The organism is Paenibacillus sp. FSL K6-2859 (assembly GCF_038008265.1).
In the GTDB taxonomy this organism is placed as follows: Bacteria; Bacillota; Bacilli; order Paenibacillales; family Paenibacillaceae; genus Paenibacillus_AQ; species Paenibacillus_AQ nitricinens.
On record NZ_JBBOYU010000001.1, the window covers coordinates 2,999,621 to 3,021,084 of the forward strand.

Below are 21,464 nucleotides of genomic sequence, written 5' to 3' on the forward strand. Positions count from 1 at the left end.
TTTAATCATACAACCTGTCCTTGCAGCATATCTTTTGGAAGAAGCACTTTCAGAATGAAGTGTTGACTATTTGTTGACCGAAAAGAGGGGTTTATTCATGGCAAAGTCAAAACGTGGACATGCACTGTGGAGTTTACCATCCAGGGGGAGGGGGACTTGTCCGGTCTGTCAGAGCACACGGATTAAGCTACTTTATCCAAAAAGAAAAACGGACGGAACAGTCGTTAAGGTTTGTAAGCGTTGTGACAAGGCTCCACAGACGAAAGTGGATGCAGTATTGGTGTAAAAAAGTAACGCAAGGATGCCTAGTTGCAGCTATATGCATATTGCATGTAAGTACAACTAGGCATCCTTATTTTGAAATATAAGAAAGTATACATTTCACACTATGCTGGGTATGAAATTATTTCAGCGTACGATGAATGACCTGATCACGTCTAGGTCCCACAGAAACAGTAGAAATACGTATTCCAATAGACGTTTCAATAAAGTCCACGTAACTTTTAGCTTGCTCTGGCAGCTCGTCGAAGTTCGTGATATGGGAAATATCGCAGTTCCAGCCAGATAAATGCGTTATTATCGGTTTTGCTGTGTTTAGCTTATTTGTTGCTGGAAACTTGTCAGTGATATCCCCATTTTCAAGTTCATAGGCAACGCAAACCGGAATCTCATTCAAATAACCAAGAACATCCAGATTGGTCAACACAACCTCCGTTGCACCTTGCATCAGGCATCCATAACGTGTAGCTACAGCATCAAACCAACCCATACGTCTAGGACGACTCGTAGTTGCTCCGAATTCCCCAGCATCGCCACCTCTTGTGCGAAGTTCATCCGCTACAGGGCCTTCTAATTCAGATACAAAAGGTCCGGCACCAACACAACTGGAATATGCCTTCGTTACAGCGATAACATTCGTGATGGCAGCCGCAGGTAGACCCGCGCCGACAGGTGCATATCCGGCAAGTGTCGATGATGAGGTAGAGTAAGGATAAATCCCGTGATCAGGATCACGCAGAGCGCCTAACTGCCCTTCAAGCAGAATCGTCTCATCTTTTGCATAAGCTTCTTGCAGTATTTCTGTTGTATTGGCAACGTATGGTGTCAATTGCGCAGCTTCCTTTTGCAACTGAGCCATTAATTCCGAAACTTGGAAAGGGGCTTTCTTATACAAATGTTCGAGCAATATGTTTTTTGAAGCAAGTAATTGTTCGAGACGTTTCTCAAGTTGGATAGGATCAAATAAATCCGCAACCTGTATGCCGAGCTTGGCATATTTATCCGCGTAGAATGGCGCTATCCCTCGCTTGGTTGAACCGAACCCTTGTGATCCAAGTCGTTCCTCTTCCAGCTCATCAAAACAACGATGGATCGAGAGTACGATTTGAGCACGCTCAGATACGTACAACTTCGGTTTTGGAACCCCTCTATCTGCTAATGCCTGCAATTCCTTTACTAATACTTCTGTATCAAGTGCTGTTCCTGGTCCAATAATGTTTGTAACTGAAGGGTAAAATACACCAGAAGGCAGCATATGAAGCGAAAATTTTCCATACTGGTTAATGATGGTATGGCCAGCATTACTTCCACCTTGAAAACGAACTACATAGGAGGATTGAGCGGCTAGTACATCCGTCATCTTCCCTTTGCCTTCATCTCCCCAGTTAGCTCCTACAATTGCGATTACGGTCACGTAATTACCTCCCAAGCTTGTGATTGGCTACAGGTCTAAGTATAATGCTAGATATAATATTAGAAAAATTGATATATGTAATATCTATTATAAGGTGAGGTAATGACTTGGGAATGGACATCAACTTGGAATGGTATCGCTCTTTTTATTGGGTAGCACAAACAGGCAGCTTAACTGCGGCAGCAGAACGGCTGAATATCACACAACCAGCGGTGAGTCACACGATTAAGCAATTGGAAGAAAAAATGGGCGGACCCTTATTTTTTCGTACCTCTAGAGGGGTGGATCTAACAACAGAAGGAAAAGTACTGCTGCGATTCATTGAGCAAGCCTTTCAGAATGTGGAGATGGGTGAGCGGGCGATAGCTGAAATGAACAATTTAAATAGCGGGGAGATTCATATCGGTGCAAGTGATACCCTCTGCAAATATTACTTGTTATCTTATCTCGAACAATATCATGAACAATATCCTAATGTGCGAATTCATATTACGAATCGAACAACACCGGAAACGCTCACGCTTTTAAAAGAAGGTAAAATTGATTTCGGTATCGTTAGCTTACCGGCATCGGACAAACAGATTGAATTTCGTAAGAGTACACGGCTCCAAGATTGTCTTGTAGGAGGCAAGGGCTTCCGTCATTTAGCGGATAATACAATGCCGCTTTCAAACATCAAGCAGTACCCATTATTATTTCTAGAGCCAGGAGGCAGCACAAGAAAGTACATAGATGGGTTTCTTGCCTCCAATCATGTGACGATAACACCAGAGTTTGAACTTGGCAGTGTAGATCTTCTTGTTCAGTTCGCTTTACGTGGCTTTGGTTTAGCTTTTGTTATTCGTGATTATGTAAAGGAAGAATTAAAAAGTGGGGAGCTTGTAGAAATTCCTTTAGATCCGCCATTTCCGGAGCGTAACATCGGGATAGCGACGCTTCGAGGGGTTCCTCTCTCTGCTGCATCAAAGTCCTTTTTAACTTTATTGGACTAAATTAATTCGGATGCGGGATCATACACATGAGGAGGAGGCTAAGCTATGAGTGATATACTTGGTCGGCTACGCAAGGGATACGGGAAAAAGCTGCGTTCACTTCACACCTGGAACGGCTGGATCGTCGTGATATTGGCCTTGACTGGGCTTGTGCTAGTAGGCGGTTTCTGGCGAGGTTTCCTTGGTGAAGGCAGGGTATGGATTAAAGGCTTGCATATTGTGGTAGGAATCGCATCTATCCTTCCAGTGATCTATTATCTTCTGCTGGCCAGTAAACATTGGAAACAGCTAAAGGAAAAACCTTGGCAGCGGTTTAATGTACTTGTTGTGCTCTTTCTGTTGCTTGGGTGGTTCGTTTCTGGCGTATTGTTGTGGCAATTTCGTACGGTAGGACCGCAAGTATCTAATCTTGCATTGGTCGTTCATGATGTCCTGACATGGATTGGACTGCCTTACATTATCTATCACTCATTGACTCGTGTGAAGTGGCTGAAGGAGCCGAATCGTCGGACCATCAAGAGCGAGGGGAATGTCATTACAACTTCTCAGAATACTCCGCAGCCAGTCTATACACGTAGAGCTTTCATTCGAGGGACGATCGGTGTAGGGCTTGCCCTTACAATCGGACCCTCATTTGTAAAATGGTTAGGCAGCTCGATTGGTAACATAGGTGGTAGCGAAACGATCGATAAATTAATCGAGAATGATCGCAATCAGCTGTTGCCAGCACCGCAGCCACTGGCAGCATCTTCACCGCCTCTTGGAGGTGGATCGCAGGGTCAATTCCGTGTTTATACTGTAACCCCTATTCCTGAGTTCACGAACGATAATTGGTCCTTTAAGTTGGATGGTCTTGTTGATCAGAGCTTTTCATGGAATTGGGAGCAATTCGTTCAGTTGCATCGGACGGTTCAAGTGAGTGATTTTCACTGCGTGACAGGTTGGTCCGTCTATAAGAATACCTGGGAGGGCATCAAGTTGAAGGATCTTCTGCAACGGGCTGGTGTGAAGTCTACTGCAAAGACAGTGAAGTTCTACTCAGGGGATGGGGTATATACTGATACTCTTACATTGGAACAAGCGGATATGGACGATGTTATGGTCGCGGTTATGCATGACGGGAAACCGATTCCAAGCGATCTCGGTGGACCGGTTCGGCTAATTGTTCCCAAAATGTTCGCTTACAAGTCAGTGAAGTGGTTGAACCGGATTGAACTGATCGAGGGAGAGCATACAGGATATTGGGAGCAACGAGGATATTCGAATGACGCTTGGGTATGAAAATGAGATTTTAACCTTAATGGGCTTTGGGCCTGTTAAGGTTTTTTTGTGATTAGGGATGTAAACACAGAAATATTTCCATATATATAGAAGTGAATCAACGAGGGGCATAGATCATCTGCGGAAAATTAGTTTTTTTGTAAATAAAAGGAGTATGGTGAGTTAGTTTCTGATAAAATAAAGCAAATGATGGAAAAAGTTACCGGATCGGTTAGGGAGGTGTTTATGTTGAACGGTGCAAGATCCGTAAAGCTATTAGGACTTATAGTTGGCGTGGTGTTACTGAATATTATTGTTTTGTCACCAGGGCTATTAGGGCTCGAAATTGGGGGAGTAAGTGTTCTAGAGACCTCCTTTGGCGTGACATTAGTAGTGATCAGTCTTCTCGTTGTCCTCTATGGAAGTTATAATTTGCTGTTTAAACCTTCGGTGGCTCCACCTGTAAAAGAGATAAAGACGCATGAGGATTATATAGTAGCGCTATCGCAATACAGAAATGTAAAGGTGCTGAAGAAGGACATTACGCTGGCTTTGGATCAAGTCATTCGGATGGAAAAGAAGAAAAACACGTTAATGGTTGTCCTTGGTCAGAGATTTGAGCAGTCGGAGTTAAGCTTTAAGAAGTTTATGGCAGTTAGTTGTGAAGTAGAGAAGCTCTTCTATTTGAATATCCGAGGGATTCTTAATAAGTTGAGTGTTTTTGACGCTTCAGAATTCACTCTTTTTACCAGCCAGCAGAGAACTGCGCAGTTCTCAGAAAAACTGGTGCAGAAAAAAACAGCTCTTTACCATGAGTATTTGGCTTATGTAACGGGGTATCTCGGAGCAAACGAAGAAATTTTGCTGAAGTTAGATCAATTGCTACTTGAAATATCGTTACTAGACAGCACGAATTATAAAGATGTTGAAGAAATGCCTTGTATGAAGGAGATCGATGAATTGATCAAACAGACGAAATTCTATAAGCAATGAAAGGGCGATGCGAATGGCTAGGAAAGGGAGAACATTTCTTGTACTCGGAATTATAACTGTAGTCGTTTTTGCACTTGTATATTTTGGGATCACCTTAACATCTAATTTAGGCAAATCCACTAGTGAGGTCTCAACGGAAGATGCAGGTAAACAACTGGATAAACTTTATAAAAAAATTAATGTAAACACCGCAGAGCAGGTCAAAGGACAAATCGACCTTGATCCTGTAGCGATTGGTGATTCCTTGCCGGATATTTCTAAATTTCCTATATCAGTAACCAATACAACGGATAGCTTTGTCGAAATCTTTTCATCCACAGAGAAATCAGGAACGGGTAATGATGGATGGCTTAATGAAGTGGCGACAGATTTTAATAGTTCGAATATAGAAGTGAACGGATTACCTGTTTCAGTAAAAATTCGCAATATTGCTTCAGGAACAGCGACGGATTACATAAGGTCTGGTAAATATATACCAGATGCGTTTACACCATCCAATGAGTTATGGGGTGAGATGGTGAAAGCAAACGGCATCAAAACGCAGCTTATAACCAATCGTCTGATTGGCAATGTTGCTGGTATTGTTACGAACAAAACGAAATATGATGAGTTAGTCGAGAAATACGGTTCTTTGAACGTCAAGACGATCACAGATGCAATAGCGAATAATGAATTATCTATGGGCTATACGGATCCTTTTGCCAGCTCAACAGGTCTGAACTTTCTTGTGACTGCACTTGGGACGTTTGACAGTTCTAATTTGCTTGGAGAACAAGCGGTTCAGGGCTTTGAGAAATTCCAAGCCAATGTCCCATTTCTCGCGTCGACGACTTTACAAATGCGCGAAGCGGCTAAAACTGGAAAGCTGGATGCATTTGTCTTAGAGTACCAAATTTTCGCAAATGCTCCTGAACTGAAGGGGAGCTATGTATTTACTCCTTTTGGTGTAAGACATGACAGCCCCCTTTACGCATTAGGTGATCTACCACAAGAGAAGCTGGACATTATTGAAAAATTCGCGGAGTTTGTTGAAAAGGATAAATACCAGCGTTTAGGTGAGGAAAAAGGCTTTAACGGACTGAATGACTATCATTCGGAAGTTAATCCAGTGGATGGAAATCTATTATCCTCGGCGCAAAAGCTGTGGAAAGAGAAGAAAAACGGTAATAAGCCCATTGCAGCAGTATTTGTAGCCGATGTTTCAGGTAGCATGAACGGGGAGCCTTTAAATCGTTTAAAGCAATCATTATTAAATGGACAGAAATACTTAGGCAAAGATAATAGTATTGGTTTTGTTTCCTACTCCGATAACGTTACGATAAATCTTCCAATTGGCAAATATGACACGAATCAGCAGTCGATGTTTGTTGGGGCGATAGATGGTCTTCAGGCGAATGGGGGAACAGCGACTTTTGATGGAATTGTGGTGGCGCTCAAAATGCTTCAAGACGAAATGAAGATAAACCCGGAAATCAAACCATTAATCTTTGTATTAAGTGATGGAGAGACGAATGAAGGTCATTCACTGAATGATATCAGGGGCTTAATTGAAACCTACAAAATTCCGATTTACACCATTGGCTACAACGCAAATATTAAAGCACTGGAGAGCATTTCAAGTATTAATGAAGCAGCTAACATCAATGCGGATACAGATGACGTAGTCTATAAAATCGGTAATCTACTTAATGTCCAAATGTAAGTTAAATTTGTTAGGAGGGGTTCTATGTCTTTCACGATGGAAGTGGTAAGTCCAGAGAAATTGAAATCCGCGATTGAAGCTCAGGTTAAACCTGAGCCAGAGGAAGTAACGCAACTGAAAGAAATGGCCATAACCAATGTCTCAACGATTTTGGAGCTGGATTTAGAGTCATTGGATAAACGAAAAGAAGTACTGCAATCCATAGACAGCTTCGGAATGAGCACCATGAGATCATCTTCAGACAAGAACTCTCTTTTACAAGTTTCTGTCGGGAATTTATCGAAAACAGGGGATGAAGGTGGGCAAGTTGCTAAGGGTTTAACAGAGCTCAATCTCCAGTTGAAAGATCTAGACCCAAGCGCTGTGGATTTTGCTAAAAGTGGTCTTCTAGGCAAGTTCTTTAATCCATTACGGAGTTATTTCGCGAAGTATCAAAAGGCAGACGCTGTAATCTCAGATATTATCATTTCTTTAGATAAAGGTAAGACCGTATTGAAAAACGATAACACAACGTTAGAGTTCGAGCAGCAATCACTTAGAGAGCTCACTAAAAAATTACAGAAGGAAATTCAGCTCGGTATGCTGATGGATCAGGAGATTGAGGCTCAACTAGAAGCAGCTAAGCTACGCAATGAGGACGAAGAAAGAGTAAAGTTCATAACAGAGGAGGTTTTGTTTCCTCTACGGCAGCGTGTGATGGATCTCCAACAGATGCTGGTAGTGAATCAGCAAGGAATTATGGCCATCGAAGTAGTAATTCGAAATAACAAAGAGTTAATCAGAGGAGTAGACAGAGCCAGAAATGTTACGGTTTCTGCCCTGAAAATCTCCGTTACGGTGGCCAGTGCACTCTATAATCAACGAATTGTTTTGAAAAAAATTGAACTCTTAAACCAAACGACCAACACGCTAATAAGCGGCACCTCAAAAATGTTGAAAGATCAGGGGGCGGCAATCCATAAACAATCCCTAGAATCAAGTATTTCTGTAGATACTTTAAAACAGGCATTTACAGATGTGCTATCTGCTTTAGATTCGATAAGTACGTATAAGCAGGAAGCTCTTCCTAAAATGCGTGAAACCATTAACCAGTTCAGAGAGCTGGCAGATAGCGGAGAACAGCAGATCGTGCGGCTCGAGAAGGGAAATAAGCTGGGCTTGTAGCTGTTACCGGTCTAAAGCCATCCTAGCCTTTAGTCTGGTAAGACTCCGGTCCTAAGACTGTTTTGAGCCTTCTTATTCTCACGTATAATGAGATTAATTGATAACGTGAGAGGAAGGACATAAGAAATGAATGATAAGTTGTATACAATGCCGATCGGAGCGGTAGATTCCATGCAGATTCCCGTAGAATCGAAATCACAATCTAAACCAGGCAAACGTCGATCAAGTCCCAAGACCTATCGAAGTATGTTGTATTTTATAATCTCTTTGCCGATTACGATAGTATATTTCGTGTTTATGGTGACAGGGTTAGCGTTATCCATTGCGTTAACACCAATTTTTATCGGTATTCCCTTATTTTTCGCAGTAGCTAAAGGGTTAGACTACATTGTGAAATTTGAGCAAGAGCTAGTAAGATCACTGCTGGATATTCCAAGACCGAATGAAGAGCGTAGAACGGATATGAAGCAAGAGGGAGCGGGCTTCCTGCAACGCATGAAGTTAGGCTTTGATGGTTCAAAGTTTGCACGTAACATTATGCTGATTATGGGACGATTCGTATCCAGCATTATCTTCTTCTCATTAACGATAACTGTGGTAGCGGCTGCGCTCGGTCTGATCACACTACCTGTGTTACATCAGATTTTCTTGCAAACGATGGATTTGAATATTTTGGAGAATAGTGTGTTTGCCTTATTTAATATCGACTGGACATTATCTCAGCAATACATTTCCTATGTTGTAGCGGGACTCGTCGTTTCTGTGATCGCAACTTGGGTGATTAAATCGTTGATGGATGTACAGCGTAGAATGTTGTTTGTATCCTACGAGGAAGAACGTCAGTATTAAATGGAAAGAAGCGTAGCTCTTAAAGAGCTACGCTTCTTCTACTTTAATCGCTATCTTAATGGATTAGTCCATGGCTCAATAAGTTATTAAGCTTCTAAACAGTAGGCTTGTAGCTGCTTGCGCTTATCAGCAGTCATGCCGAATTCCTGTTCGAGGAAAATCTCTACACTTTTATAACGCGCGTCGATGGCAGAGAAAATGGCTTCCATGAATTCTCTACGCAGTATAAGCGCAGCCATAACAGTATCGACTTCCTTAGGTGACAAATGCTGTGAGGCTTGCTTTTTTATTTGCTCATTCAAAGGACCAAGTGTCTGATTGGAGAGCAAATAGTCTTCTATAATCGTCTCTCTTGGAACCCCAAGTGCCAGGAAGATGAATGCTGATCCTACGCCAGTGCGATCTCTTCCACCGGCACAATGATGCAGGATACTGAATTCATTTGGAAGCATAATAGTTGCCATAAGTCGTTTGAAGGAAGGGTTATTAAAGGCCATATCCAAATACATATTAACCAAAAAGTCTGTCGTAAAATGTTCAAGGAATCCAGAACGAACCACATCTCTCATGTCTCCAGGCACCTCTTGCTTTAGTGCAGGTACACAAATGTTATTAACTCCTGGAATGACTGGATCTGGTTTTAAACGGATTTCTTCTATTCCCCGATAATCAAATATGGTCTTTATCCCCAGTGATTTTAAGAGTTTTATATCTTGATCGGTCATTCCTGTTAATTCGGCTGATCGAAAAAACAAACCGTATTTGACTCTACGGCCATCTGAGGTGGTGTATCCGCCCATATCTCGGAAATTGAGGACGCCTTTAAAGGGGATAACACGATGCTTAGAATCTGTTGTACCTAGTTTCTGGTTCATTTTCGTACCACCTTTGGTTGGTTATTGAATAGGCTATTCTAAAATGTGAAAAGGGTGTCGCTTAACAATAAAAGTTTGCCCATAATACTATATATAGTACCATGATAAATACCAACAACCCGAAAGGATAGTGTGACATTTTATAAACTAATATCTCTGTTAATTGTCGCGCTATTGCGCTGTATACGGAAATTTCTAGTAGGAGTGTGTAAAATGAATTTAAAAGAAAAGTTGATAGTAATAAAAGAAAATGGCTACCAAGCACCTCCCGATACCAACCAGTTGATACAAGAAATGATACATAACATCGGTTCTGTGGATGCCGAGCTGCGTGATGACCTGATTTATACAATCTTATCACATTGGATTCCTGGTAATTCTCTAACTGCAAATGAACTAGAACAACTTCTTCCAGTTATTTTGGATCATAACCATTTGCATTTTAAGCTTGGTGAAACAAATACAGACGCTGTCTTTACTCGATCTTTCTCAATGCTAGTCATACCACTCGTCTTAGAGAGACATAGAGAATCACCATTTCTCTCAAGAGAGCAAATTCATCAGATAAAAGAGAAAGTATTTTACAATGTACAAGAAGAGCGAGATTACCGCGGGTATGATGAAGAAAAGGGCTGGGCTCATGCCATAGCCCATGCAGCAGATGCTTTAGATGATTTAGCTCAAAGCTCCGAACTGGATAACAATGACCTCAAAACGATTCTCCATTTGGTTTATGAAAAGATGATCATAACAGATCGAATTTACTCCGATGGGGAAGATGAGAGAATGGTAAGACCCATAATTAGTATTTTAAATAGAAAAATAGTTAGTCAGACTGATGTAGAGCAATGGATTCAAAGTTTTGGTGATGTGGAGAAAAGTTCAGAGTTTCTTCCTGCCTTTAGGCAAAAAAATAATATAAAGAACTTTCTGAAAAGTTTATACTTTCGAGTGAAATTTTATAAAGTAGATGCCGATCTCTGCCCAACTATCGAGCATACATTATATAAAGTAGAAAAAGTATACTATTCCTAATTAAGAAACAAGTGAGGAACGATTCAGGCGCTTACATAGGATTAAGTTTATTAAAAAAAGCCCACAAATATATGGGCTTTTTTATTTTTCATCGTAAAATATAACCCCCATCAGGAAATAGGGTGCTTCCCGTAGTATAGTTATTAGTCATCAAATAAAGGGTTGTATGTGCTGCTTCGTCGGCATGCCCTACCCTGCCAAGGATATTCATATTTGTATATTCATCGTAGGAATTGTCTCTAGTTTCTTGTTCTGCTCCTATCCAATTAAAGTTGGTATGAATGGTGCCTGGGGAGATAACATTTACTCGAATAGGAGCCAATTCTACAGCCAATGCTTTTCCCAGACTCTCAATCGCGCCGTTACAAGCTGCATAGGAGGCACCATCGGCAAGTGGTCGTTGACCGAATGCGCCAGACATCAGAACAATAGAGCCTGTTGCGTTTATATAGGGGATCGCGTATTTCACAGCATTATACTGAGGCCAGAACTTTGCATTAAAGCAGCTATGAGCAATCTCTAAGCTTGAAGTAATTGGTCCTCTAACATAGGAGGCGCCGGGAGTGAACAAATGATCGAAGTTGCCGGTTTTTTCGAAAAATGACTTTAAGTCTTCTTCATTTTGATTATCAAGCGAATGAATTTCGTTAGATTCGGACCCTAGAAATTGTTGGGCTTTTTCTAATTTTTCTTGTGAACGCCCGGCGATTATGACATATGCGCCTTGTTCAACCGCTTGTTTGGCAGTCGCGAGCCCAATTCCGGAGCTTCCTCCGATAATGACGATTCGCTGGTTTTTTAATGAATTCCTGGACATTTTTATCTACTCCGTTCATAGTTAAATGGACTTTTAAGTTCTGTTTTTTATTATTAGGTATAAAAGAAATTCTGCACAGTACGCACTTTTTTCGTACTAGGTACGATTGTTCGTACTAGCTGTTAAATAGAATAACTATCGAAAGAGATGATCACATGGATTTACTGGAGCCGAGATTGGCCGGAGTGCTTACAACGCTTGATAAGATCGGTGGAAAGTGGAAGCCGCTCATTTTATTTATTTTATTGATAGATGGTACCAAACGATTTGGCGAACTCAGGCGGATTATTCCAGAGGTCTCTCAAGGGACATTAACTAAGCAACTACGGGAGCTTGAAGAGGATCAACTTATCGATCGTGTGATTTTTCATGAGCTTCCATTGAGGGTGGAATATAGTATTTCAGAACATGGCAAATCACTAATTACTGTTTTGGATAGCATGTGTGGCTGGGGAAGGATGCATCAGGAGTATTTAAATAATATAAATAAGTAAGGGGCGGACATTATTATAAATACTATTTTGCAGGACCCAACGGGTCAGGCCTATAAGACGCTGATACAGGTAGCTATGGAAGTATGTGATGAATTTATTTTGGTCAAACGTGATCAGATGGAGTTAGAGCCAGAAGGATATGAACTATTGGAACGGTTACAGCCTTTTCTCAAAGAGATCGTCAAAGATGATTATTGGCCTGGGACTCGGCTTATGGGGCATTGTGCAGATGTTTATTTTTTTAGATGTTCACCGGATGCGGTCGATATTTTACTATCCTATTCTACGAGCTTATACTCATGGGTGCAGACTAGGGTGCCTGATGATCTTTGTTTTTTAAGACAGGGGCAACCGTGGTTAATCAATACAGCTCATGAGCGAGAAAGCCATATTGTAACTGATGTAGAAGAGGAGCTGAACAGACTAGAAGAGGGCGGACTATTGTTCCGTGACTTATCTGTGTTTTACCCTTAATAAAGGTAGCAAAGAGGCGATGTTTACAAAGACAGAGTCTCTTTTTTTTTGGAAATATTTTGTAGACAAAACGGTCTACAAGTTGTAAACTCTAATTCAAATGGAAGGTCTAGGAATTGTAGACCAACGGGAGGTGCAAGGTTGAAGGATCTCAGAATGACCGAAATGGAAGGGAAATTTGCGGAATTAATATGGGACCACGAACCGATTCCTTCAGGGAATCTGGTGAAGTTATGTGAATCCGAGCTCAACTGGAAGAAATCTACGACGTATACGATGTTAAAAAGACTTGAAGCTAAAGAGATTGTTAAAAATGATAATGGTGTGGTAGGTTCTCTTATTAAAAAGGATGACTTTTATGCGGAGCAGAGCAAGGCGTTTGTGAAGGAAACCTTCGGCGGTTCGTTACCCAAATTTTTGGCTGCTTTTACAAAGAGTCGGAAATTAAGTGAAAGCGAAATTGATGATGTTCTAAGACTAATCCATGAGCATAAGGAGGAGTAACGGTGGCTCAGCTGTTTGGACATATTTTAAACATGAGCATTACGGGAAGTTATGTGATTGTGTTTATCATCGTGGCGCGGCTGTTCTTAAGAAAAGTTCCCAAAATATTCTCCTTTGCCTTATGGTCTGTGGTTTTGTTCCGACTTCTATGTCCGTTCTCGATGGAGAGTATATTTAGTTTTATCCCTTCTGAAGTCCAGAACTCACCTCTAAATAAGCTATACACACAAACGCCTCAAATCCCAAATGTAATCAACACATCCGAGCAAGCCGTAAATAATATATCACCCGTACCTATCCCCTCTACACCTGCTGTACCAAGTGGTATCATCCCTTCAAATCCTTCAGACGTGTGGATTAACATTGTCCAATATCTATGGTTGATTGGGATTGTGCTGCTGCTCATTTACTGCATTGTTACTACTATTCGACTTTCACGAAACTTAAGAGACGCAACCCCACTTTTCGAAAATGTATATGAGCATAACGGCATCTCTACACCTTTTGTATTCGGCTTCTTTAAGCCTAGAATATACCTTCCAAACGGTCTTTCCGATCATGAAAAAGCTTATATCATCAAACACGAGCAAGTGCACATACACAGGTGCGACCACATGATAAAACCTTTAGCGTTCGCTGTTCTGTGTGTACATTGGTTTAATCCATTGGTTTGGCTTGCTTTTTATCTGATGAGTGATGATATGGAGAAGTCCTGTGACGAAAGCGTCATAAGACAGATGGGCAGTGGAATTAAAAAGGAATATTCGACATCACTTTTGTCCTTATCTACTGGAAGACGGTTTATGGGTGGTTCACCACTTGCCTTTGGCGAGAGCAACACAAAAGGACGAATTAAAAATATTCTGAATTATAAAAAACCAGCCTTTTGGGTTATTTTAGTCGCAATCTTAGTCGTGGCTGCACTGTGTGTCGGGCTCATAAGTAATCCGAAAAATGATCCATTAACCGTAAAGGATTATGCGAGCAATTTATGGAGCAGAACATTACCAGCTATGAGAACAGTACAGATATTAAAATAATTGATAGTCAAATTACTAAGCTTGAAAAAATAGCGTCATTGGACGAACTGCTTGCAACACCCTTGGAAATTTGGAGTTTAGAATATCGCTTGAAACCGGATGATCCAACTAAGCTGACGATGACGGAAAATATGGTCGATGGATTTATTACTGAAGAAGGAAGCATGGGAAAGCCGATACTTATTTTTTCCATTATGAATTCAACACCGCAGTATCTGGGCGTCATCAGGAGCGGAGAGAATGATATGTCTTCACCAGCCGGTCAAGAAATGGCAGTGCGTGTGTTTCTTGAAGCAAACCATCAGCTTCCGCATGAAACTTATAGTGGGAAGCATATTCTAGTGAAATTCCCCTTAACTACAGGCGAAACAAGCCAACTGTTGTTATCCCAACCTGTTATTCAAGGCGCTTCAGGGATTTGGAGTGTAGAGCGCTGGAAGGATTCGAACGGAAATGAGTATTACAATACACCTCAAACCGATGTTACGATAGCTGAATATTATGCCCGTCTGCAGACATTAGCTGATGAGGGGGAGGAGCCAGCACAACTTGATCCTTTACAGGTCGCAATGAATTATATAAGCAATGATATTGGAATGGGTCAGCATGTTAAGCTGGATCAGCTTGTGGTGGACAATGAGGCTACAGCTGATGATTTTGCGATCACGCCCGAGAGTATATTAATAGGCTATGTTTTTAATCTTAGCCTGGAGAATCATTCCTTTGATTTTGATAACATTGAATGGCTAACAATGGAGGATTCCGCTCGCTTTAAAGGGTTGAATATTAATCCAGATGATGATATGCCTAATGGATTTTATATCCTCAACAAATATACGTATACCGATCCATTAGAGGTTACAGAGGATACCAAATATTCTATAGTTGATGCTAATTCAGGTGCTCTAAAAGAAGTAAGCAAGCAGGAGTTTATCGAATATTTCAAGCAATATACTGATTTTATGCCCCCATGTGTGATCACTAAAAAAGACGGATATGTCACCAGCATTGCTGAGAAATATATGCCGTAAAATTTCCACTGATGAAAAAAGTTGAAGTATATTTATAGCGCAGAAGAACCCGCATGTGGTGCGGGTTCTTCTAAATGTTCTTCAGGATGTGTATAGGTGCTGGCTCGTTTACGTTACCTTCGGCACAATGTATTCGGTTTTTCGCATACATTTGGCTCGTTTACGTTACCTTCGGCACAATGTATTCGGTTTTTCGCATACATTGGCTTAATTATGTTACCTTCGGCACAATGTATTCGGTTTTTCGCATACATTTGGCTAATTACGTTACCTTCGGCACAATGTATTCGGTTATTCGCATACATTTGGCTTATTACGTTACCTTCGGCACAATGTATTCGGTTATTCGCATACATTTGGCTTATTACGTTACCTTCGGCACAATGTATTCGGTTTTTCGCATACATTTGGCTCGTTTACGCTACCTTCGGCACAATGTATTCGGTTATTCGCATACATTTGGCTTATTTGCGTTACCTTCGGCACAATGTATTCGGTTATTCGCATACATTGGCTTATTTACGTTACCTTCGGCACAATGTATTCGGTTTTTCACATACATTTGGCTCGTTTACGTTACCTTCGGCACAATGTATTCTGTTTTTCGCATACATTTGGCTCGTTTACATTGCCTTCGGCACAATGTATTCGGTTATTCGCATACATTTGGGTCGTTTACGTTACCTTCGGCACAATGTATTCGGTTATTCGAATACATTTGTCCGTAAGCTCGACTAAAACATGTATTCTAAGGATTTAAGATCCGCTCGGTCCGTCATCCCAAAGAGGCGTGTGCTTAATTAAAAACAGGGCTCCCCATGGCCAACAGTAGAATATAGGCCCATCCCTTGAGTTCATTTCACATTTCTCCGCAATCTAGAAATTTCAAAAATTCTATTATAGCAAGCATAAACGCCTTCGGTGTTCTTAATAGGACGGTAGAGTCTAGGCCATTGGCAGATCCAACTGTTTACGAAACTTATTCCAAACTACGACAGAGAGTGCATCTAGCTCGACAAGCTCTGTCAGAGCGTACGCCTCTTGAAGACCAACCTGCATTAGATGCAGTACATGTGACACGGATGCACCGCCAGCTCCATTTTCTTTTTTAACAATTACGTCACCTACGGGAATTTCTCCCTTTATACTGATCTGACAATTTACAAAATTTCAACTATTTAAAGAAAGGTATTGATAATTATTCTCATATGATTTAATATGATAACGATTCTCATTATCATTTTTTAGAATTAAGGAATGATAAAAAAATATAGATGGGGAGATAGAAAATGAATCAGAAAAAAGTTTTATTAGCAGGGGTATCAGCAGTATTAGCTTTGAGTTTGGCAGCTTGTGGGAACGATGCAAAGGACAACGCAGCTTCAGAAAAAAGTGGAAATAATGCTGGAGTAGCAACAGAGGGAAATGCAAATAACAAAGGAAATGCGGCGGCAGCAGAGACAGTTGCCACTGAACAAACCATTACATATCTAGGTAAGGATTATGTAGTACCTGCAGAGATTCAAAATATCGTAGCTGCAAGTCTGGAATCTATGGAAGATGCTGCAATCCTAGGAGTGAAACCTGTAGGCGTACTTGCAATAGCAAATGCCATTCCAGGTTATCTGTCAACTGAATTAGCTGGTGCATCTTTAGTGGGGGATAAATTTGCTCCGAGCAATGAGGCGATCTTGCAGCTAGATCCAGATGTTATTTTAGGGTCTTCCAAGTTTGGTGAAGATGTGTCGGGTGCGCTTAATAAAATTCAAACGATGATTCCTTATTCACATATCTCAACAAACTGGAAAGATAACTTGCGCTTATTAGGTCAATTATCCGGTAAGTCAGCAGATGCGGAAAAGATTATTAGCGATTATGAATCTAAAGCCGCGGGTGCAAAGGCTGAGATTGGAGAAAAACTGAAAGATAAATCCATTCTTGTGATCCGTATTCGTCAGGGCAGCATGTGTGTATATCCTGCTGGTGTTTATCTAAATCCGGTTATTTACGAAGATTTAGGTGCTACCATTCCCGAAGTAATAACAACTACTAAAGCTCAAGCTGAGCTTTCACTAGAAGCTTTAGCGGAAATTAATCCGGACTATATTTTCTTGCAGTTTGAGACCAGTGAGAATACGGATAATGCAACAGCACTTGATGATTTACTTAAGAATCCGATCTTCAAAAGCGTGAATGCAGTCAAAAACAATCATGTCTTTGTAAATGCAATTGATCCTTTGGCGCAAGGTGGTACGGCTTGGTCAAAAGTAAGATTCTTGGATACTGCAATTGAAAACCTGTTGAAGTAAAACTGAAGGTGCGATGAATAAGATGAATACAAAAAATTGGAAAGTTATATTGATCCTATCAACTTCTCCATTATTCATCGTATTAGCAATGGTTGTATCCGTCTTATATGGTGTTAAGGATATTGGAATAGCAACAATCTGGCAGGCGATTACACACTTCGACGCAAATAATGTGGACCACAACATTATTATGACATCTAGATTACCGCGTGTAATCGCCGCTTTATTAGTTGGAGCGGCCCTGGCTGTTCCAGGGGCATTAATGCAAGGCGTTACACGGAATTATCTTGCATCACCATCGATTATGGGAGTAAATGACGGATCGGCATTTGTTATTACGTTGGCTATGGTGTTTTATCCTGGATTATCGAATGTTCATATGATTCTTTTATCCATGGTGGGTTCCGCTATCGGAGCGGGGTTGGTTTTCGGATTTGGCTCATTGGTCAAAAACGGCTTATCTCCAGTCAGACTAGCCATTATTGGTACTGTAATTGGTACATTTTTAAGTAGTATTGCCTCAGCAGTAGCGATGTTTTTTCAAGTCTCACAAAATGTTAGCGTTTGGTATAGCTCAAAAATACATACTGTAAATCCGGATATGCTAATATTGTCCATTCCCTTTATAATCGTTGGTCTGCTCTTGGCGGTTAGTATTTCTAAATCTGTAATGGTTGCCTCCCTAGGGGATGAAACAGCAATTAGCTTGGGTCAACGGACAAAATGGGTGAAAATCATCAGTATTTTATCTGTTATATGTCTGACCGGAACAGCAGTGGCCTTAGTAGGTAAGATTGCCTTTGTTGGTCTAATTATTCCTCATATTACACGTTTTATAGTTGGTATCGACTATCGTTTCATCATTCCTTGCTCAGCAGTCATTGGGGCTGTTTTTTTAGCATTTTGTGATGTCTTAAGCCGGTATATTAACTTTCCGTTTGAAACGCCAATTGGCGTTGTGACCGCCTTTATTGGCATCCCGTTCTTCCTTTATTTAATTCGGGTTAAAGGGGGAGAGCAGCGTGGATAGAGGGAAAGTACAGTATAGTCGCTATCAATTGACGCTACTAGCTTTTATTCTGCTTACGCTTGTGGCGGGGTATTTTCATCTAACGAATGGCGCATTTGATATGTCTGTCATGGATGTGATAAAAACGCTGCTGCGAATCCATCCCAATCCTAAATTTGACCTGGTTATTTTTCAATTTCGATTGCCACGGATCATTATTGCGTCATTAGTAGGCATAGGTCTGGGGATGGCTGGAACGGTCATTCAAGGCATTACCCGAAACGGGCTGGCTGATCCAGGTATCCTTGGGATTAATGCAGGTGCCGGAGCTGCCATCGTTGCATTTATGTTTTTCTTTCAGATGTCAGGGGTTACTTTTTTTAAAGAAAGCTGGTTTTCGATACTAGCCATGCCACTCTTTGGTTTTGTGGGGGGGCTTGCCGCAGTTGTGGTTATCTTTATTTTCTCTTGGCGGAATGGTGCGCTTGATATGCAACGTTTGATATTGACAGGGATCGCGATAAGCAGTGGTTTTGGGGCGTTGTCGTTGTATCTTTCTTTAAAAATGAATGCAAGTGATTACGAAATGGCTGCGGTATGGAGTGTTGGAAGTATTTACAGCGCGAATTGGACTTATATCATAATGATCACACCTTGGGTGCTGATTTTAGGATTTGTAATGTATCGAAAAAGCTACTTGCTCAATTATTTTCAATTGGAGGATTCCAGCACAAAAAGCTTGGGAATCTCCGTAGAAAAAGAAAAGCTAATCTTTCTGTTATGCAGTGTAGGAATTGTAAGTGTATGTGTGTCTGTGTCCGGTTCTATAGGTTTTATAGGATTGATGGCTCCTCACATCGCTAGAAGATTAGTAGGGATAAATCACCGCTATATTATGTTATCCAGTGCAGTGGTTGGGATGTTCTTGCTTGTGATCTCGGATTATTTTGCCAAAACATTATTTCAGCCAGCAGAGTTACCTGTGGGAATAGTCGTTTCGATTATTGGCATTCCTTATTTCTTATATTTATTAGCCAAGTCTAGAGTGTAGGGGAGAGTGAGCAGCACATATGTCAACACAAGTTGAACTCGAACACACAGAATCATGGAAACTAGAATCTCAGTATATGGGTTACACGTATGATATAAAGGTCTCACTTCCGAGAGTAGAAGCACCTGAGAAGGGATTTCCTGTCTATTACATGCTCGATGGAAATTCATATTTTCAATTGGGCCGGGATGTCGTGAAATTGCAGTCCAGAAATGCGCCGAAAACTTTGATTGCACCAGCCATCGTGATCGGTATTGGGCATTATGGTTCAGACGATGAGGTTTCTAAAAGAAGATTTTATGATTTCACGCCTACTGCGGAGCAGTATGTATATCCAGATCGTTTGAAAAATGCTGACTTAGGGCCACATGGTGGTGCCGAGAAGCTCTTATCTTTTTTAGAGTTAGAATTGATGCCGCTGATCGCTAAAAATTATAATGTCGATCCACAGAAGCAAGCCTTGTTTGGTCACTCATTAAGCGGTTTGTTTGTCCTATGGACACTATTCACTCGTGCGGAGTTATTCCAGTATTATTTGGCTTCTAGCCCGTCGATTTGGTGGAATGATCATGAAATCCTGGCCTATGCGGATCAATGGTGCAATCAGGGTCACATGACAAGACCCGAGCAACGAAAGCTGTTGATCACAGTGGGCAGTGAAGAGGCGTTTATGGTCGATGATGCTAAAGGATTATTTTTAAAATTTTGTGAGTATTCTTTGCCGAATTTACAGGTTGAGCATTACGTAGCGCCAGATGAAAACCACGCGTCAGTAGTGCCGACCATCATGAGCAGAGCGTTCCGTCTGTTGAATAGTTAAGGAGGGGGATGAAGAAAATCATGTTAGGAGAACTAACTACCTTCGAACATATGGGGCGACAAATCACCGTGTATCTTCCTAAAGTATATCAATCGTTTACAGAACGAAGCTTCCCCGCGGTTTTCTTACAGGATGGCGATTTTTTGTTCAAAGAATCGATTGCAGCTATAGAAAATGATGTGGAAGAGGGGATTACGGATCCGGTTATTTTTATCGGGATTGATTCTCAGCATCGTAATGATGAATATACACCTTGGGAAATGCCTGCTCTTTTTAAGGATTGGTCCTTTGGGGGCAAGGGGGATGCCTATTTAGATTACGTCTATCAGAATCTTGTTCCATATATTAAAAGTGCATATCGCATCTCTCAAGAGCCAGGCAAATTCGCATTAGGCGGTGTTTCATTAGGTGGATTAATAAGTCTGTATGCGATGTACAGGACGGAGCCAATTTTTGATAACTTTATACTCATATCTGCGTCTGTGTGGTTTAAAGATTTTATCGATTACATGGAGATTACAAGGTTAGATCGGGAATGCAAAGTTTATATGTATGTAGGTGAACAGGAAGGTATCCAGAAGACTAATGCACAGAAGGACATGGTCCCTAATAGCAAACGTGCTTTTAATCTTTTAAAAGAGAAGATAGATGGAGCGGATCATCGTGTGAAGTTTGAGACAGATCCACTGGGAACGCATAATGACACCTTTTTCCTACAATATTTTCCGAATAGCATCCGATTCTTGTTTCCCGTAAAATGATAAAAAGGACGAGCAGGAGGGAGTATCCTTGCATCGTCCTATTTTCACGGCTTTAGTTGCTCTTCTGTAAATTCTCAAGATGTACGTCCAGATTATCAAAGGTTTGAGAGATACCCGGCAGCATCCCCATATCAATCACTTGTTGTAACGCTTCTGGAGAAGCGTATTTACCGGTGTTTACCAGCTTCGTTTGACCAGCCAGCTCGATAAAATCTAGTTGTACAAGCGTTTCAGGCAGATCTTTCGAAATATTACCCTCTGCATCTGAGAACCAGTCCGTATAAATAATTTGCTCCGGAAACGTAATTTCCCGATAAAGCGCTTTGCCCCATGACTCCATACCGTAAAAATCACCCTGATTCTTATCCTCGCATTTCATGCAATAATGCCAAGTCCCCCCTGGACGGAAATCGACATGACATACGGGAATCGTCCAACCTTTAGGCCCCCACCAATGCTTCAAATGCTCAGCCTCAGAAAAAGCCTTAAAAACTAGCTCACGTGGAGCTTTAAAAATACGCTCTAAGATTAGTGTGCTGCCTTCAACTTTGTGTACTAGGTGGTTGGTTTGGTTAGAATTTGTCATGGGAT

General features: G+C 41.1%; 23 protein-coding genes. 18 read left to right on the forward strand and 5 right to left on the reverse strand.

All coding sequences use genetic code 11. From position 1 onward, the window contains the following. Positions 1 to 97 precede the first annotated feature (97 nt). Positions 98 to 286: a hypothetical protein gene (locus MHB64_RS13180; RefSeq protein ID WP_082650979.1), complete on the forward strand. Its 189-nt coding sequence runs from the start codon at positions 98 to 100 to the stop codon at positions 284 to 286. Positions 287 to 403: 117 nt separating this feature from the next. Here the strand turns inward: MHB64_RS13180 and MHB64_RS13185 are convergent, their stop codons facing one another. Continuing rightward, complete coding sequence (locus MHB64_RS13185; RefSeq protein WP_341134579.1) at positions 404 to 1,693, reverse strand: adenylosuccinate synthase; 1,290 nt, start codon at positions 1,691 to 1,693, stop codon at positions 404 to 406. Between the two features lie 113 nt (positions 1,694 to 1,806). Between MHB64_RS13185 and MHB64_RS13190 the strand changes: the two genes are divergently transcribed. From MHB64_RS13190 to MHB64_RS13215, 6 genes are all read left to right on the forward strand, one after another. After that, positions 1,807 to 2,685 carry a LysR family transcriptional regulator gene (locus tag MHB64_RS13190; protein ID WP_341134580.1) on the forward strand — a complete coding sequence of 293 codons (879 nt, stop codon included), beginning with the start codon at positions 1,807 to 1,809 and terminating at the stop codon, positions 2,683 to 2,685. A gap of 45 nt (positions 2,686 to 2,730) precedes the next feature. Next, positions 2,731 to 3,966: a molybdopterin-dependent oxidoreductase gene (locus tag MHB64_RS13195; protein WP_341134581.1), complete on the forward strand. Its 1,236-nt coding sequence runs from the start codon at positions 2,731 to 2,733 to the stop codon at positions 3,964 to 3,966. A 225-nt stretch (positions 3,967 to 4,191) separates the two neighbouring features. After that, complete coding sequence (locus MHB64_RS13200; protein WP_341136075.1) at positions 4,192 to 4,938, forward strand: hypothetical protein; 747 nt, start codon at positions 4,192 to 4,194, stop codon at positions 4,936 to 4,938. A 13-nt stretch (positions 4,939 to 4,951) separates the two neighbouring features. Further along, entirely contained in the window at positions 4,952 to 6,640 is a 1,689-nt protein-coding gene (locus MHB64_RS13205; protein ID WP_094868645.1) for a vWA domain-containing protein, read from the forward strand. Between the two features lie 24 nt (positions 6,641 to 6,664). Then, a complete protein-coding gene (locus MHB64_RS13210; protein ID WP_341134582.1) occupies positions 6,665 to 7,804 on the forward strand; it encodes a toxic anion resistance protein in 1,140 nt (379 codons plus the stop codon). Between the two features lie 126 nt (positions 7,805 to 7,930). Beyond that, positions 7,931 to 8,653, forward strand: a complete 723-nt coding sequence (locus MHB64_RS13215; protein ID WP_094868647.1) for a sensor domain-containing protein — start codon at positions 7,931 to 7,933, stop codon at positions 8,651 to 8,653. Between the two features lie 86 nt (positions 8,654 to 8,739). Here MHB64_RS13215 and MHB64_RS13220 read toward each other — a convergent pair whose 3' ends face one another. Further along, positions 8,740 to 9,528 carry a tyrosine-protein phosphatase gene (locus MHB64_RS13220; protein WP_341134583.1) on the reverse strand — a complete coding sequence of 263 codons (789 nt, stop codon included), beginning with the start codon at positions 9,526 to 9,528 and terminating at the stop codon, positions 8,740 to 8,742. 213 nt (positions 9,529 to 9,741) lie between these two features. On the opposite strand from MHB64_RS13220, the gene MHB64_RS13225 reads away from it, so the two are divergent. Further along, positions 9,742 to 10,563, forward strand: a complete 822-nt coding sequence (locus MHB64_RS13225; protein ID WP_094868649.1) for a DUF2785 domain-containing protein — start codon at positions 9,742 to 9,744, stop codon at positions 10,561 to 10,563. An 88-nt stretch (positions 10,564 to 10,651) separates the two neighbouring features. Here the strand turns inward: MHB64_RS13225 and MHB64_RS13230 are convergent, their stop codons facing one another. Continuing rightward, positions 10,652 to 11,380, reverse strand: coding sequence for an SDR family oxidoreductase (locus MHB64_RS13230; protein WP_341134584.1), 729 nt, complete (start codon positions 11,378 to 11,380; stop codon positions 10,652 to 10,654). A gap of 155 nt (positions 11,381 to 11,535) precedes the next feature. Between MHB64_RS13230 and MHB64_RS13235 the strand changes: the two genes are divergently transcribed. From MHB64_RS13235 to MHB64_RS13255, 5 genes are all read left to right on the forward strand, one after another. Beyond that, a complete protein-coding gene (locus MHB64_RS13235) occupies positions 11,536 to 11,874 on the forward strand; it encodes a winged helix-turn-helix transcriptional regulator (RefSeq protein WP_341134585.1) in 339 nt (112 codons plus the stop codon). 27 nt (positions 11,875 to 11,901) lie between these two features. Next, positions 11,902 to 12,348: a hypothetical protein gene (locus tag MHB64_RS13240; protein ID WP_341134586.1), complete on the forward strand. Its 447-nt coding sequence runs from the start codon at positions 11,902 to 11,904 to the stop codon at positions 12,346 to 12,348. 141 nt (positions 12,349 to 12,489) lie between these two features. Continuing rightward, positions 12,490 to 12,852: a BlaI/MecI/CopY family transcriptional regulator gene (locus MHB64_RS13245; protein ID WP_094868653.1), complete on the forward strand. Its 363-nt coding sequence runs from the start codon at positions 12,490 to 12,492 to the stop codon at positions 12,850 to 12,852. 2 nt (positions 12,853 to 12,854) lie between these two features. Next, the gene (locus MHB64_RS13250) at positions 12,855 to 13,892 is read left to right on the forward strand and encodes a M56 family metallopeptidase (RefSeq protein WP_341134587.1); all 1,038 of its coding nucleotides are present in this window, start codon (positions 12,855 to 12,857) and stop codon (positions 13,890 to 13,892) included. Next, positions 13,844 to 14,923 carry a hypothetical protein gene (locus MHB64_RS13255; RefSeq protein WP_341134588.1) on the forward strand — a complete coding sequence of 360 codons (1,080 nt, stop codon included), beginning with the start codon at positions 13,844 to 13,846 and terminating at the stop codon, positions 14,921 to 14,923. Before MHB64_RS13250 ends, MHB64_RS13255 begins: the two co-directional genes overlap by 49 nt. Positions 14,924 to 15,868: 945 nt before the next feature. On the opposite strand, the gene MHB64_RS13260 is transcribed toward MHB64_RS13255, so the two are convergent. Continuing rightward, complete coding sequence (locus tag MHB64_RS13260; RefSeq protein ID WP_341134589.1) at positions 15,869 to 16,003, reverse strand: hypothetical protein; 135 nt, start codon at positions 16,001 to 16,003, stop codon at positions 15,869 to 15,871. Positions 16,004 to 16,212: 209 nt separating this feature from the next. Here MHB64_RS13260 and MHB64_RS13265 point away from each other — a divergent pair, with 209 nt between their 5' ends. The 5 genes from MHB64_RS13265 to MHB64_RS13285 are packed head-to-tail and all read left to right on the forward strand — an operon-like array spanning position 16,213 to position 20,873. Next, complete coding sequence (locus MHB64_RS13265; RefSeq protein WP_341134590.1) at positions 16,213 to 17,232, forward strand: ABC transporter substrate-binding protein; 1,020 nt, start codon at positions 16,213 to 16,215, stop codon at positions 17,230 to 17,232. A gap of 13 nt (positions 17,233 to 17,245) precedes the next feature. Continuing rightward, positions 17,246 to 18,262, forward strand: coding sequence for a FecCD family ABC transporter permease (locus MHB64_RS13270; protein ID WP_341134591.1), 1,017 nt, complete (start codon positions 17,246 to 17,248; stop codon positions 18,260 to 18,262). Continuing rightward, positions 18,255 to 19,292 carry a FecCD family ABC transporter permease gene (locus MHB64_RS13275; RefSeq protein ID WP_341134592.1) on the forward strand — a complete coding sequence of 346 codons (1,038 nt, stop codon included), beginning with the start codon at positions 18,255 to 18,257 and terminating at the stop codon, positions 19,290 to 19,292. The genes MHB64_RS13270 and MHB64_RS13275 overlap by 8 nt, the downstream gene beginning before the upstream one ends. Before the next feature lie 19 nt (positions 19,293 to 19,311). Then, positions 19,312 to 20,112 (forward strand): alpha/beta hydrolase, encoded by an 801-nt coding sequence (locus MHB64_RS13280; protein WP_341134593.1) that lies wholly within the window; start codon positions 19,312 to 19,314, stop codon positions 20,110 to 20,112. A gap of 8 nt (positions 20,113 to 20,120) precedes the next feature. Further along, positions 20,121 to 20,873: an alpha/beta hydrolase gene (locus MHB64_RS13285; RefSeq protein ID WP_341134594.1), complete on the forward strand. Its 753-nt coding sequence runs from the start codon at positions 20,121 to 20,123 to the stop codon at positions 20,871 to 20,873. A gap of 52 nt (positions 20,874 to 20,925) precedes the next feature. On the opposite strand, the gene MHB64_RS13290 is transcribed toward MHB64_RS13285, so the two are convergent. Beyond that, positions 20,926 to 21,459, reverse strand: a complete 534-nt coding sequence (locus MHB64_RS13290; protein ID WP_094878077.1) for an SRPBCC domain-containing protein — start codon at positions 21,457 to 21,459, stop codon at positions 20,926 to 20,928. Between the last annotated feature and the right edge of the window lie 5 nt (positions 21,460 to 21,464).